The 13,331-nt window shown below is 61.5% G+C and carries 16 protein-coding genes; all 16 read right to left on the minus strand.

What is annotated here, in order from left to right:
- Nucleotides 1-2: 2 nt before the first annotated feature.
- The 16 genes from AAF143_RS15460 to AAF143_RS15535 all read right to left on the minus strand — a co-directional run bounded on the left by AAF143_RS15460 (nt 3) and on the right by AAF143_RS15535 (nt 12,846).
- A complete protein-coding gene (locus AAF143_RS15460) occupies nt 3-578 on the minus strand; it encodes a glycosyltransferase (protein ID WP_414027321.1) in 576 nt (191 codons plus the stop codon).
- Nucleotides 557-1,174 (minus strand): glycosyltransferase, encoded by a 618-nt coding sequence (locus tag AAF143_RS15465; protein WP_414027322.1) that lies wholly within the window; start codon nt 1,172-1,174, stop codon nt 557-559. Before AAF143_RS15465 ends, AAF143_RS15460 begins: the two co-directional genes overlap by 22 nt.
- Nucleotides 1,174-2,358: a glycosyltransferase family 4 protein gene (locus AAF143_RS15470; RefSeq protein WP_255007037.1), complete on the minus strand. Its 1,185-nt coding sequence runs from the start codon at nt 2,356-2,358 to the stop codon at nt 1,174-1,176. The genes AAF143_RS15465 and AAF143_RS15470 overlap by 1 nt, the downstream gene beginning before the upstream one ends.
- Complete coding sequence (locus AAF143_RS15475) at nt 2,355-3,791, minus strand: hypothetical protein (protein ID WP_255007039.1); 1,437 nt, start codon at nt 3,789-3,791, stop codon at nt 2,355-2,357. The genes AAF143_RS15470 and AAF143_RS15475 overlap by 4 nt, the downstream gene beginning before the upstream one ends.
- Nucleotides 3,788-4,018, minus strand: a complete 231-nt coding sequence (locus AAF143_RS15480) for a hypothetical protein (protein WP_414027323.1) — start codon at nt 4,016-4,018, stop codon at nt 3,788-3,790. The genes AAF143_RS15475 and AAF143_RS15480 overlap by 4 nt, the downstream gene beginning before the upstream one ends.
- A complete protein-coding gene (locus AAF143_RS15485) occupies nt 4,018-4,170 on the minus strand; it encodes a hypothetical protein (RefSeq protein ID WP_414027324.1) in 153 nt (50 codons plus the stop codon). The genes AAF143_RS15480 and AAF143_RS15485 overlap by 1 nt, the downstream gene beginning before the upstream one ends.
- Nucleotides 4,171-4,370: 200 nt before the next feature.
- Nucleotides 4,371-5,003: a glycosyltransferase family 4 protein gene (locus AAF143_RS15490; RefSeq protein ID WP_414027325.1), complete on the minus strand. Its 633-nt coding sequence runs from the start codon at nt 5,001-5,003 to the stop codon at nt 4,371-4,373.
- A gap of 391 nt (nt 5,004-5,394) precedes the next feature.
- A complete protein-coding gene (locus tag AAF143_RS15495) occupies nt 5,395-5,919 on the minus strand; it encodes a hypothetical protein (protein ID WP_414027326.1) in 525 nt (174 codons plus the stop codon).
- A 315-nt stretch (nt 5,920-6,234) separates the two neighbouring features.
- On the minus strand, nt 6,235-6,513 hold the full coding sequence (locus tag AAF143_RS15500) for a type II toxin-antitoxin system VapC family toxin (protein WP_255007044.1): 279 nt from the start codon (nt 6,511-6,513) through the stop codon (nt 6,235-6,237).
- Between the two features lie 122 nt (nt 6,514-6,635).
- Complete coding sequence (locus AAF143_RS15505; RefSeq protein ID WP_255007045.1) at nt 6,636-6,872, minus strand: AbrB/MazE/SpoVT family DNA-binding domain-containing protein; 237 nt, start codon at nt 6,870-6,872, stop codon at nt 6,636-6,638.
- 40 nt (nt 6,873-6,912) lie between these two features.
- The gene (locus tag AAF143_RS15510; protein ID WP_261358808.1) at nt 6,913-8,016 is read right to left on the minus strand and encodes an acyltransferase family protein; all 1,104 of its coding nucleotides are present in this window, start codon (nt 8,014-8,016) and stop codon (nt 6,913-6,915) included.
- Nucleotides 8,017-8,026: 10 nt separating this feature from the next.
- On the minus strand, nt 8,027-8,740 hold the full coding sequence (locus AAF143_RS15515) for an FkbM family methyltransferase (protein ID WP_255007056.1): 714 nt from the start codon (nt 8,738-8,740) through the stop codon (nt 8,027-8,029).
- A 47-nt stretch (nt 8,741-8,787) separates the two neighbouring features.
- Nucleotides 8,788-9,657, minus strand: coding sequence for an FkbM family methyltransferase (locus AAF143_RS15520; protein ID WP_414027327.1), 870 nt, complete (start codon nt 9,655-9,657; stop codon nt 8,788-8,790).
- 24 nt (nt 9,658-9,681) lie between these two features.
- Nucleotides 9,682-10,770, minus strand: a complete 1,089-nt coding sequence (locus tag AAF143_RS15525; RefSeq protein WP_255007059.1) for an exostosin family protein — start codon at nt 10,768-10,770, stop codon at nt 9,682-9,684.
- On the minus strand, nt 10,767-11,156 hold the full coding sequence (locus AAF143_RS15530; RefSeq protein WP_414027328.1) for a glycosyltransferase: 390 nt from the start codon (nt 11,154-11,156) through the stop codon (nt 10,767-10,769). Before AAF143_RS15530 ends, AAF143_RS15525 begins: the two co-directional genes overlap by 4 nt.
- Nucleotides 11,157-12,234: 1,078 nt before the next feature.
- On the minus strand, nt 12,235-12,846 hold the full coding sequence (locus AAF143_RS15535; protein ID WP_255007063.1) for a hypothetical protein: 612 nt from the start codon (nt 12,844-12,846) through the stop codon (nt 12,235-12,237).
- Nucleotides 12,847-13,331: the final 485 nt, after the last annotated feature.

Consider the following 13,331-nt stretch of genomic DNA (forward strand, 5'->3'; position numbering starts at 1 on the left):
GCTCAGGTCTCCCGCACAAGCGCCGGCACATCAGCCAGCAACGTCCGCAGCCGCCCACAGAACGCCTCAAAGCCAAAGCGCTCCGCCACCGCCGCCGCCAGGGCCTCACGCTGATGCCAGAGGGGCTCGCCGTAGCCCTCGAGCAGGGCCTGGATGGGCGGGGCCAGGGGCAGGCGCGGGTCCACCAGGCAGCCGAAGGCGCCATCGGCGAGCGGATCCACCGAGCCATCGCGGTTACCGGCCAACACGGGCGTGCCGCAGCCGGCAGCCTCGAGAAACACGATGCCGAAGCCTTCTTTTTCACTGGGCAGCGCAAACAGGCTGGCAAGGCGGTAGTGGTCGGCCAGTTCAGCGGCGGCGATCCGGCCGGGCAACTGCACGGAATCGCTGAGATTCAGGGAGCGCAACAGGGCCCGCAGGCGGAGGACGTCATCGCCCTCTCCGCCGATCAGCAGGCGCAGGGCGGGGCGGCTGAGCAACAGCTCGGGCATGGCCGCGATCAGGCCGTCAACGTGCTTATAGCGATCGAGGCTGGAGAGCCGCGTGAGGCAGAAGATCAGCGGCTGATCGGGCTCCAAGCCATAGCGTTCGAGCAGATGGGGGGCCGAGGGCCCGGGCAGAAGGTCCAATCGCTGTAGGTGTTGGGCAGCACCACCAGCTCCGGGCAGGGGCCGACTCGCCTGGAGCCCAGCTGGCGGCGTAGCTGGTGCTCGGTGTAGCGGCTCACCGGCAGCAGCCGCGACAGTCGGCGCAGGGCCCAGCGGCGCGGCCCCGGCCGCAGGTTCCAGACGTCGATGCCATGGGCCGAGGCCCAGGTGGGGCAGCCCGCCAGCCGCCCCAGCAGCAGTTGGATCGGGGCGAAGTTGGGATGGGTGGCGATCAGCAGGGCGGGTCGCTGGCGCCGGAGCGACGCCAGAAGGGCGCCGATGAAGCGCAGAAAGGCCCAGCCCCTGACGGGCGAACCCAGCAGGTGCAGCTCGATGCGGGGATCCAGCTGCGCGGGGCGGTGGCGGGGGCGGTCGTTGCGCACAAACACCCGCAGGCGAACGGCCGGGGGCAGCACCTGCAGCAGGCCGCGGATCATGGTGCGGCTGTAGATCTGCACGCCGCCGTCGCTGGCGTAGAGCTCAGGCACGATCAGGTCCACCACCGGAGCCGGTGAGCGGCGGGCCATCAGGCCACCCCCGCGATCGCCAGGGCCCGGCGCAGGCCGGCGGTGGCGGCCGCGTAGCTGAAGCCCTCGATGTGGGCGCGGGCCGCCTGGCCCATCCGCCGCAGGCGCGCAGGGTCGGCCAGGGCCTCGGCCAGGGCGGCGCGCAGGGCGATGGAATCGCCGGCGGGAAACACCCAGCCTGTGACCCCGGGGATCACCAAATCGGGGCCGCCGCCCACATGGCTGCTCACCAGCACGGGCCGCGCCAGGTTCATCGCCTCGTTGATCGCCAACCCCCAGGTTTCGCCAGGCCCCAGGGAGGGAAGCACGAACAGATCGCCCGTGGCATAGGTGCGCGGCATCGCCGACTGGTTCTGGAAGCCGGCGATCACCACCCGGCCGGGTGCCAGGGCGGCGGCGGCCTCCCGCAGCTGGCGCTCCAGCACCCCGGCGCCCACCAGCAGCAGCACGGCGGTGGGGTGGTTCAGGGCGGCAAAGGCCGCCAGGAGTTGCAGGGGTTGCTTCTTGGGTTCGAACTTCCCGGCGATCAGCACCACCGGCGCCCCCGGGGCGATGCCGAGCTCGGCGCGCCAGGCACGGGCCTCACGCTCGGCCTGGGGCGCGGCGGCCTGGAAACGGGCGTTGTCGACGGCGTGGGGGGCGATCACGATCCGCTGCGCCGACACTCCGGAGGCCCGCAGCCAGGCGACGTTGGCCGAACCCACAGCCAGGGCAACGGCCAGCCGGCGGAACAGCAGGCGCCGCAACAGGCGGGCCAGGCTTTGCCGCCAGCCCCTTGGCGCCACCAGATCATGGGAATCACCACGAAACAGGATCGGAATCGTCCTCAGGCGCGGATCGAGCAGCAGGCTCACGTGGGTGCGCCAGCCGTAGCCGAAGAGCAGCACGGCCTGGGGCCGCCAGGCCAGCAGCTCCAGCACCAGGGAGGGGTTGTGGAGCCCGCCGAAGTGGTGGGTGCCGGGGTCGAGGGAGACGTTGGCGACGAAACGGCTCGTGTAGCCCTCCAGTAGGGGCAGATCCCACTGGAGACTCTGGCCGAAGCCCCGGTCCAGTTGCTGGGTGACACCGAAATCCCAGAGGTGGAACACCTCGATCACCAGATCAGGCTCAGCCGCCAGCGCGGCAAACCAGGGGGCGTAGTACTGGATCGGATGGCTGACGACGATCGCAAGACGGGTGCTCACGCCGGCAGGAACTTGCGCACCAGCCAGATCACGGCCGAATACATCACCACCCACTGGAAGGCGGCGGCGGCGAAGGTGCTGGCCACGAATTCGTAGGAGACCACCCAGAGCAGCAGCAGGGTGAGGCTGATCACGCCCGGAGAGGTGAGCAGCAGCTGCTGGCGGCCCAGATTGGCGCTCAGGCGCAGCAGGGCGCCGCAGCTGATGCCCACCAGTAGGGGGCCGAAGAAGTCGCCGAAATTGCCGAGCGCTTCCGCCAGAAACCCCCAGGCGATGTAGGTGGTTTCGGTCTGCTCGCGGGTGGCCTGGCGGCCGAAGTGGAGGTTGAGCCGCACCTGGCCCTCCTGGCTGCGGACCTTCTCAGTGGCCAGCACCCGGGGCACCAGCACCTGGGGGATCAGCCCATAGCTTTCACCCTCCATCGGGGGAACCCCGGCGGCCAGCTGCCCCTGGATGAAGATCACGTTCTGCAGCGTGTTGAGGCGCTCGGTGGCCTGCTGGCCGGTGCCGGCGGCCTCTGAGGCGGTGCTGGCGGCGATCCATTCACTGATCAGTTCGATCGGGTTGGAGGGCAGGGGCAGTCCGCCGCCCCAGTAACGCTCACGGAGCACGAACTTGCCCTGGTTGAGGAAGGCCAGCAGCAGCAGCAGGGCCACTGTGATCGGCAGGGCCCGGCGGGCGGAGGCCAGCCACAACCCGAAGATCGTGCTCAACAGCATCGCCTGGCTGCTGGATAGCAGGAGCGAGAAGAGGCTCTGACCCACGATCGCCGCCCACAGGGCCCACCAGACGGCAGCGTTCTGGAGGCGGCCGGCGCCGAACTCGAGGGCACCGAGGAAACCGCCGATCAGCTCCATGGCTGCCGCCAGGGTGCGCACGGGTGAGAGCAGGGTGCTTCCCAAGCCACCCGCCAGCTGCCAGTAGATCCCTGAGCTGAGCAGCAGATCGATCAGCAGGCCGGCCGCCAGCAGGCCGTGGGGCAGCAGGGCCAGGCGGCGGGCATTGAGGGGCAGGGGCGGAGCCGGGCGCAACTGGAACCAGCTGGGCTGCACCAGCCACCAGCCCACGAGGAGGCTCAGGAGCCAGAGGGCCACCGCAAAGCCTGCCGCCACGATCTGGGATCCGCTGGAGTCATCCAGAGCCGCCGTGCTGAGGAGAAGCGGCAGGCCGAAGAGCAGGGTCTGGAAGCTGACATAGACGGGCAGAATGGGTAGTTCCAGGCCAGCGGAGCGCTCCCAGAGCACAAGCACGCTCCAGCAGGCGGCCAGGATCAGCGCCAGGGCCAGGGCCTGATCGAAGGAGCGGGACGCCACAAAGGCCACCGACACGAGGCTGCCGGCACCGAACCACTGCAGCAGCGGTTGCTGCAACGCTCGGTAGGAACGGGAGAGGTCTTCCGTGGTGGCGGTGGTGAGGGGCGGAAAGCCGGTCATCGGCAGCGGCGCAGGAAGTCCATCAACTGGGCGGCCTGGGCGGCGGCGGTGTGGGGTCTGATCGCCTGCGGATCGAGGGGCACGGGGGTGGCGTACTGATCCCGCTGCAGCCAGGCGTGGTCGATGGCGGCCGCAAGGGTGCCTGGGCTTTCGCCGCTGGGGAACGGCACCACCGTGCCGCCCCCGCAGCATCTGATCAAGGGCACCACCGGGCTGCGCTCGTGCATCAGCGCCAGCAGGGGCGGCGGGCCAGCAGGTAGGGGATGAGCTTGGAGGCGGTGTAGGCCGGATCATCGGAGCCGATCACCAGCAGGGCATCGGCGGCCCTGAGGCTGGCGAGGGTGAGCGAGAGGGGCAGGCGATCGGTGCGCTCCTCCACCAGGTGGCCCAGCCCGAGGCGCTCGGCAACGGGGCGAATGCTGGGGATCCCGGACCCTGCGGCGGCGTAGGAGGTGCCGAGGAAATGGAGCCGCAGGCGGCTCAGCAGGCTTGCTGAAGCATGGCGCTTGAGGGCGAGGAACAGGCCCTCGAGCGCCGTGGTGAGATCAGCGCCGCCCCGGCCGATCGACAGCCAGTGGATCAGCCCGTCGCCGGGATCAAAGGGCAGGGCGCCGGGGGGATCGCCTCCAGGCGTTCGAAATCCTCGGGCGCACCGGGAAACGGCAGCTCAAGGGAGGGCCGCCCAACGGTGAAGGGATAACGCCGATGCAGATCGTCGAGGTAGGCCGCACTGACGGCGATCAAACCGGAGCAGGTCTGCAGCACCCGGGGTTCGCGGCTGCGATTCAGGCGATCGGCGAGGGCGTATTTGAGGCGGCCGCCGGGCGGGCTGATCTGGGGGTGATCGCGGTAGTAGTCGTTGACCCAGGGATCCTGGTAATCCAGCACGAACGGCACCCCGAAGCGCTGGCGCCAGCGGGGCCCGAGGCGGAAGCAGCCGAAGGCGGTGCTGGAGACCAGCACCCGATCGAAGGGGCGCTCGTTGAGCAGACGATCACCGGCCGCAGCCAGGGCCCCGAGGCAGCGGGCCTCGACGCTGCCCAGGCCGGGCACACGGCTCCAGCGCAGGCTGCGGCCGCGGACCCGGTGGATCGGCACGGTGGCCGGCAGAGCGTCCGCCTGCCAGGGATCCATTGGGGAGGCCACGCAGACGGGATCCACCGCCAGCACCTCCGCCTCCACCCCCTGGGCGGCGAAGTGGGGCAGCAGCATGCGCAGACGCTGGCTGTCGGCGGCGCTGGTGGGGGAAAGCGGGGGAGACCAGAAGAACTCTCAAGATTGGCCCACCAGCAAGCAAGACTGAATTCCGGTCAAATACTCCGAGCCTCTATCACTTAAAATCTCAAAAATCAGTCATGGTAACGGCATGCACTTGTCGTTGATTGAATCAACCGCGAACAGTTTATGCGTGCTCCGACACTGCAGACGAAAACCCAGATCAGCTAAAAGAATTGATTCGATATTGTCAAAAGCTGAATTATGCACAATCTCAAACATGAATACTGGCAAGTATCTCAACGCTTGCGCACAAGCAGACCTTCGTAGACACCAACTTGAGCAGGAACATAATCGACAAAGTTCTGACAAGAAGAAATCTCCTCGATCAAATCAACCAGAATATAGTCCCGGCTCTTGCCCCAAAAATCATCATTGTCCCAGTTATCGCAATAAATAAATCCCCCTTCTTTACCTTTGGAAATCCTTTTGTAAAGCATTCTGATCTTGGGCCTCCATCAATAAACAATAGATCTAAATGTCCATCAGGAAGCTCGGAAAAATCCGACATCACGCTTCCACGCCATTCATACCTTAAATCTACATTATCGATTTTCTCGCCTTCTATCATTATACATAGTAACTTAAACCATTCCTCCGAAGCTTCAATGCTGACTAAGGACTGAACGCGATCCGAGAGCCAAAGAGTACTAAAACCTGAGCCTACTTCCCATACCTTCCAATTACTCCGCAGAATCTCGTCTAATTTCTTGGAGGCGGCAAAAGGTATCCAAGGCTGTCGAGGAAAACGCCCGAAAAACTTACGTCGCAAAGCCTGAGAAAAAGAGGTTAGAGAGTGCGGAAGATTCTTCCAACCCACAAACTGACCCTTTCCAGTTTTCAAGCGACCCATAAATAGCAAATCAGTAGTTTGGCTTAAGCCAAGAAATGACTTCTTAAAGACAGTGAGATTGACCAGAAACCATCACAAGCATGTTTACCATAAACAAGCAAGCAACGTATGTAAATTACACCCACGAGAAATGCATGGACAATATCAAAAGCTTGAATCGGAGCAGGTGATTGTTAATTATCGTTCTAGATCTTCGTGCTAGCAATGCGGAAAGCGGCCGCAGCTCAGTGGACCGAACACCAGGCGTCGAAATAGGTCAGTGTCATGCTCACGCGCTGGCTGTCGACGGGGGGGGCAGCAGCAGCAGGAGGCGCACTAGGCGGGGCAGATGATTTTTAGACCAGGAAAGGCCTGGCGGTAGCGGCTCTGATCACGGGTGAGGAAGGGAATCCCTTCCACCAGGGCATGGGCACCGATGAGGAAGTCTGGAAGGATCATTCGCCGCTGGCCGCCACGTTCGAGATAGGCCGCGTGGGCCCTGGCCGCCAGAAACGAGGTCTCTTTCGGAATGGGGCGGTAGTCGTAGAGATGGGCGGGCAGAACGTGCTCAACCTCTTCGATGCGCTGCACCGCAAAGGAAATTTTTGCGTACACGATCGCATTGATAACAACCGGGCCGGCATTCAGATGGTGCTAATATATCTAATTGCTCCAGAAACACCAGCTGGGATCAGCGGTGAACACATCCAGCAGCACACTGGAATCCACCAACACCATCAGGAGGCTTCTCCCCTGGTGAGGGAAAGCAATTCCTCAGTGGTCAGGCGGGTGCGCAGGCGAGCCTCACGCAGCCGGCGAATGCCCTCGTAGCCACGACTGGGCTGGTCGTCGTCCTTTTCGATCACCACGTGACCGTTCTCTTCCCGAAAGCTAACGGCCGTGTGGGGGAACAGCCCGAAGCGCTCCAGGATGGCCTGGGGGATCGTGACCTGGCCCTTGCTGGTGATGCGCATGTCCGCCCATCAAGTGTAAGAATCTTACTGTTGATGGGCCCTACGCCTGCAGCTGCGGCCGGCGGCTGAAGCGATGGCTTGGCCGCTCGATCAGAGCCCAGAACCCCCAGGCCACCAGCACCGACAGCACCAGGGCCAGCAGACACACCAGCAACTGAGACAGCGGAGAGAGTGGCCAGCGGCTGAGCAGATTCACCACGCGCCCGCCGATGGGCACGTGAGTGAGAAAGAGCGAATAGGAGATGCCCCCGAACCAGAGCAACGGCGCCGGGCCAAAGGCCGGAGCCGCCAGGGCCAGGTGCAGCAGCGCAACGCACACCGCGGCCACCAAGGCCTGCTCGATGCCGGCCAGCCTGGCCAGAAGGAGCAGCAGCCAGGCCATCGCCAGCCAGTGCAACGGCCGGGGCCGCATGGCCTGGTGGGCCGTGACCCAGCCGAGCGCGAACACCGGCAGCACCCGGAACACCAGCGTGTTCTGGGGGATCAGCACCGCCAGGGCCGAAACGGCCGCCACCCCCAGTGCGTAGAGCCAGGGTGAAAGAGCCTCACGCTGGGCGGGCCGGGCCCAGGGTTCGATCAGGCCGGCCACGGCGTAGAACTGCACCTCCAGGGCGAGGGTCCAGGCCACCACCAGGATCCAGCTGCCGCCCAGCAGGCCGGTGAGGTAGAGGTTGTCGCTGAGCAGGGCCGTGAACGCCTGCGGAACGGTGACGCTGAAGCTGCCCTGATACCCCGGTGCCAGGGTGGAGAGACAGTTGAGGCCCAGCGCCAGCACAGAGGCCACGGCGTAGGGAGGCTGGAGGCGCAACAGGCGGCGCATCAGAAACGAAGGCAGATCGCGAAGCGAACCCAGCAGACCATCCACCGGGGGTGCATTGCGGATGCTCCAGGGAATCACGAAGCCGGTGAGCACGAAGAAGAGCGTGATGCCGTGAAAGCCGATCGCGCCTAGGGCCGAGGCGGCCTGGAGGAGCGGGCTGGCGGCACCGGCCAACAGCTTGCCGCCGTGGGTGATGTGAAACCAGGCCACGGCAAGGGCCGCCACGCAACGAAGCACCTCCAGCGAGTGGATGCGGCCGGATGTGCTCACAGCGTTGAGCGCGCGAACAACTGCTTGGCCCGCAGACCGGGCCTCTCGATCCATTGGGTTGTCATCAGTCCCAAGCCGCCGAGGCAATCAGGTCAGAGCCTTGCCGTACATAGAAAGCATCCAGTTGCCACAGGGCCCCATCAAGCGGCCGGTCGTACTGAGGCAGCACGTCGTAAAGCCGGTAGCCATTTTCTTCGAAGAAACGGTTCACCTCCGCAAAGGTCGGCACATCGCCAATGGGGATCACTGAGAGTTCACAGATGATCACCTCAAAGGGTGAGAGGTGATCTACGGCTCCATGCAGAGCCTGCAGCTCATGGCCCTGGAGATCCAACTTCAGCAGATTGGGCAAAAACCCCGGCCGATCCTGCAGGATCGCCGCGAGGGTGGCGCAAGGAACCGTGATGCTCCCTTCATCAGGCGATCCGCCCTGTCGGATGCCGCTGTTGGACTCTTGCAGATGAAAGATGACCGAACCAGCCTGGTCCGACAGAGCTGCCGCGAGCACCTCACTCCCTGCCACCGATGCAGCCAGATCACGAAGCTGTGATTGAGGTTCTGGCTGGGGCTCAATCATCAGCACCGGCACCTGGGGAAACACATCCCAGAATTCACGCGTCCAGTCGCCGCGATAGGCAACGGCATCGATCGCACCACTGCAACGGAAGCCCGCCCGTCTGAGCTGCTGCAGGCGGGTGGTCATGTCGCGCACGGCGAACAGGCGACGCTTCAGCGCCTGGCGCCAGTGGTGCGGCACCAAAGTGAAGAACCTATTCATCACTGCCGTTGAGGAAACGATTTGCCTTCATGGCATTATACCTAATTTTATATAAACACAAAATTCCCGATTCGGCCAAGATCATCCACCGGACAGGCTAGGTAGTTGCATCGGCTGATCAGCGGATAGACCTCACCAACCTCGTGGAACAACAAATAACCCTCATCGGTGAATGAGAACAGACGGTAGCCCAAATCATTCTGCACTCTCAACAGCAATTGGCGGCCATCGTGCCCCCATTCCTTGCAGACATCATCAATCGATTCGATGATTAACAGGGGGCGAAATCTCCGGATGGTGTCGGTAGCACCATCGAGAAACTGCATTTCAGCCCCCTCAACATCCAGCTTGATCAGATCGATTTGCTCGATACGAGCAGCAGCGACCACATGGTCGAGGGTGTCGAGCCGCACCTGAATCGCCTTGAAGCGGCTCCGCGAATCGTTCGGGCGGCGCAGGCTGGCCGTGGTGCGCACACCGCTGACGGGCACGTGGAAGGTCACCTCTCCGGAGCGGTCGGCCAGGGCCAGGGGCTCGACGCGGAGGCGACCAAGGCCATTGAGGCAGGCATGCCAACGGAGGCGCCGGGCATCGGAAGGGTTCGGTTCGAAGGCCACCACTCGCCCGTTCGGACCACTCCTGCGGGCGGCGACCAGGGCATAGAGCCCATGGTGGGCGCCCACATCGAGCACGGTCATCCCCGGTCTCACGAAGCGCCACAGGAAGCGCAGCTCGTTGACATCCCAACCCCAGAGGTCATGGTTGAGCAGACCCTTAGACGCATCGAAGAAGGGCATCACCTTGGTCCACACCAGGCGGGTGAACAGCTCGTTCCGCCAACGCAGCGTGTAGACGACTGGAAGGAAGGGGAGCTTGGAGAGAGCGAAGCGGAGCTTGCAGCTCAGGCGGGTCAGCACAGGGGAATGGCGATGGTCAGAAGCTCAAGAAAAGACCCGTTCACGGGTGATCGCCTCAGCATCGGCAACGGTGCGTAGGCAATTGCTTCGCTCGACAATCTCCCGGCAGGTGGCCTCCATGGTGAAGTAGGCCGGCACGACCTCCACCAGGCGGCGCTGCATGGCGCGGATGTGCTCGGGGGAGAGCGCCGCCAGCCGATCCGGCAGTTCATCCATGGCATCGATCGGCAGGCTGATGGCGAATTCACTCCAATCAAGGCGGTCCTGGAAGGGAAGCCATTCGCGGTCGTCCCAGATGTAGATGGGGATCGAGCCCAGGGCCATCGCTTCGTAGAGACGGAAGCTGGCACGCCCGAGGCCCCGGGGACAGAGCGAAAAGGTGGAGCGGGCCATCCCATCACGCCAGTGGGGCCCCCTGCCGAAGAAGGCGAGATCCTTGAGTGCCGCATGCATCCTGGAGCGCACCTGGTTGAAGTCGCTTGGCCCTTCAAGAGATCCGAAAAACGAAACGGCGATGTCACGCTCGCCTTTGGCAGGTCTCGAGATGGAGCCAGGAAGGAGGGGAATCGGCAGGTCGCCTCCTCCATTCGCACTGAACACCACGACATTGCATGGGAAGGCATGCCAGTCCCAGATTGGAAAGTCATACATGCCCAGCACCGTGAAGTAGGGCTTGCTGGGATCCAGACCTGCCAGCGTCTCCTTCAGGGCCCGCTGGGTGCGCTCGAACCGGGAGGGCGTGTATTTGTGGGACTGGACCTGAAAGAAGAAGGGATCGAAGAAGATCGGCAGGTAGGTGGCCGCCGATCGGGCTCCGTTTCGCAGCCAGTGCTCGAAGAAGTACGACTCGATCCAGGGGCCCCGCAGGGCGCCGTAGCGGTAAGGGGGCGGCTGCAGGAGGGCGGGCACGTCGACCATCCCGCCAACCCAGTCCAATGACTTCTGGCGCTTGAGGGCAGCGAGCTGGCGGCGGTAGCGCCAGCACTGCACCCGGAACAGGGCCGCGCGCAGCCGGTGCTTGATCGGTTCAGCCGCCAGCCGCGCCCGGTAGCCCTCGGCGTAGGAACGGTTGGCGCCCTGGTTGGCGTCGTCATCAGGCCGGGGGGCGCTCACGGGTGAGTCTTCGCACCTTCAGCGGCTCCTGGAGCCAGGGCATCCTCCACCGCATCGAGCAGGCGAGCCTGCTCCAGCTCCCAGTTCAACCGTTCTTGCCCCAGTCGAAACGCCGCCAGCCTGGCCTGCGCCAAGGGGGCGCCCTCGTCTCCCCAGATAGCGTCGATGGCGGAGGCCAGGGAGCGGGGATTCTCCGTGGCGAACAGCCGCACCGACTCCCCTGCGGACTCGGCATAGCTCCGATGGGCGGGGATGTCGCTGATCAGAGCCGGAACCCCGGCCAGTACATAAGTAAAAAGCTTGTTGGCGAGGGCAATGCGGTGATTGGGGGTGGCTCCAGTTTCGGCCACCAGGCCCAGGTCGTAGGAGGCAGCCAGCCGCTCCATCTGCGGCGGCGGGGCAGGCGGGAGGAGGTGGACCCGATCCTCCACATCCTCAGCACGCGCCAAAGAGGCCAGGCGCTGGCGGTAGCCATCACTGATAAAGCCCCGAAGATAGAGGTGAGGCCGACACTCAGCCAGAGCAATAGAGCGAACAGCACACTCCAAGCCGCGATCGGGGCCAATGGTCTGGGAGAACCAATAGAGCGAGGGACCCGGTATTGCATTGCCCCTTGGGGTAGGGCCCTCAGGAGCGTGGGCTAAGGGAGAAACGTTTCGCAGCACTACTGGCAGCGTAATTCCGTAAGTATTAGCGTAAGCCGTTGCAATGCCCTGTGAAGAAGCGGTGATGAACGTGCAGCCAGGCAGATAGCGAGCTTCGAGCCGGTGCAACAACTGCCGTTGGATGTCGTAGGCTGGCTCTTCAGGAAAATCACCAAGATGAAAATCTTCGGCATCAAAGGCATAGCAGGCCCCATGGGCCCGGGCAGCCAGCGCCGCTGCAGGGAGGGCCGCCGGGTAGTGGGCTATATAGAGGTCAGCGTGAACACTCTGGGCTGCACGAATGAGTTCGGGACAGGCCGGATGCCAAGCGCGTAAAACCAAGGTCTGAGGTTCGATCTCTAGGCGGTAAAGCACCTTCGCAAGCTCTTGACGTAGACGCTGATACCAACGTATCAACCACGGGGCCAAGGAACCGAACCTTACTCTGGCTACCACTTGCCAAGAGCGTTGCGAGTAGGAAAGGATCTCATTGGCATAAGGTGGGAAGGAGTGCCCAATTATCACCAGAACTCGGTAACCAGCACCCGCGAGAGCATCGGCCTCTTTGATCAGCCGCGGATTGCTGCTGAGATGGCCGGGGCTAATCAGGCAAATTTTCACAGATTACAGCCACAAGGATTGCTAGAGTCGTTCACGGCATCGCCATAAATATCTTAAACAATTAATCTTTACTTTTATCACCAGGGATATCTTTTAGGAACAGAATAAAGCAGAGCCACTGCCTTCATGATAAGCTCTCTCTGCACGCCAATAACTTTTGCCAGCGATGGGCCTTAAGGCAAAAAGGCTATCATACTAATCATGAAACAATCTGAGACCTAAAGGCCAATACAAGAGCCAAAGCTTTAAGATACAGAGCCTCAACATATGAAATTCCGAAAAGAAGAATTAGGCCAAAAGACAATGGAATTAAGCTGTGACTCTTTTCAAGATTTACAGGATAGTCATGAGATCCATGAAAATATCGAATATCTCTTCTAACATTTAGCAGAATGGGGCTTGGCTGTATAGATAAATAAGCGCCCCACAATGGAAGGTCTCCCCAGCGATTTATGTGAATACAGCCAGAATCAATAACACGAGATGCGAATTCATGAAAAAGGCTGTCCTGCGCAAAGTGTGTTCGATTTATAATCATTACATTGGTGTATGGATTCATGTTGTAACTTGGTTTTCGCAAGCCATCATTATCGGAGCAGAAGTCATCCACAAACTCACTGAGCCCGATCGTGACATCCGAATCGTCTCTTGGACCTAATGAAGAACATATAAATGCTGATTTCTCTGAATCGAGTTCCTCGAGAATTTCATCCCATGGGCAAGACTCTATAAGGCAATCATCATCGATACGCGCAACATATCTGCAGCCTTTCGTTTCAGCTAAAAAATCATAAAACCAGAAAGAACACATGCACCTATAACCATACGAAGCTGCCCTTGAAAGTTTCGTTGCCCAGCAGTATTTGCTTGTCCTTGATTGCTCCTTCCATTTAAAAAGATGATCAACTGTCCTAAAATCTAGTCTCATTGGAAGCGAGAAGAGCTGTATCAACATCTTATGCCATATTAACATAGAGGTCTCACAAAAAATAATATGCCTAATCATACGATTACGCTGAACTGATGATCCATAAAGAGACCTTTGAATTGCGATATTTCTAGTGATAAGTGGAATATATTCCTTGAGGCGTGAATGGCTTCTTGCTAGAACACAGATCGTTAGCGAGTTCATTGTAATACTCCAAAAAGCGTTTAGCTAAAATGAGCAAATCTAGCGTTATGACTGCCCGCCTAGCAATTCTTAGACATAAAAAAGGTTAAGCGATCAAGATAGCGTATACCGAATCGTAAAAGCTTCATCAGGAATCGCATTGGTCCACCCATAATGACCATAAT

The sequence above is a fragment of the Cyanobium sp. ATX-6F1 genome (genome assembly GCF_047395825.1).
Classification (GTDB): domain Bacteria; phylum Cyanobacteriota; class Cyanobacteriia; order PCC-6307; family Cyanobiaceae; genus ATX-6F1.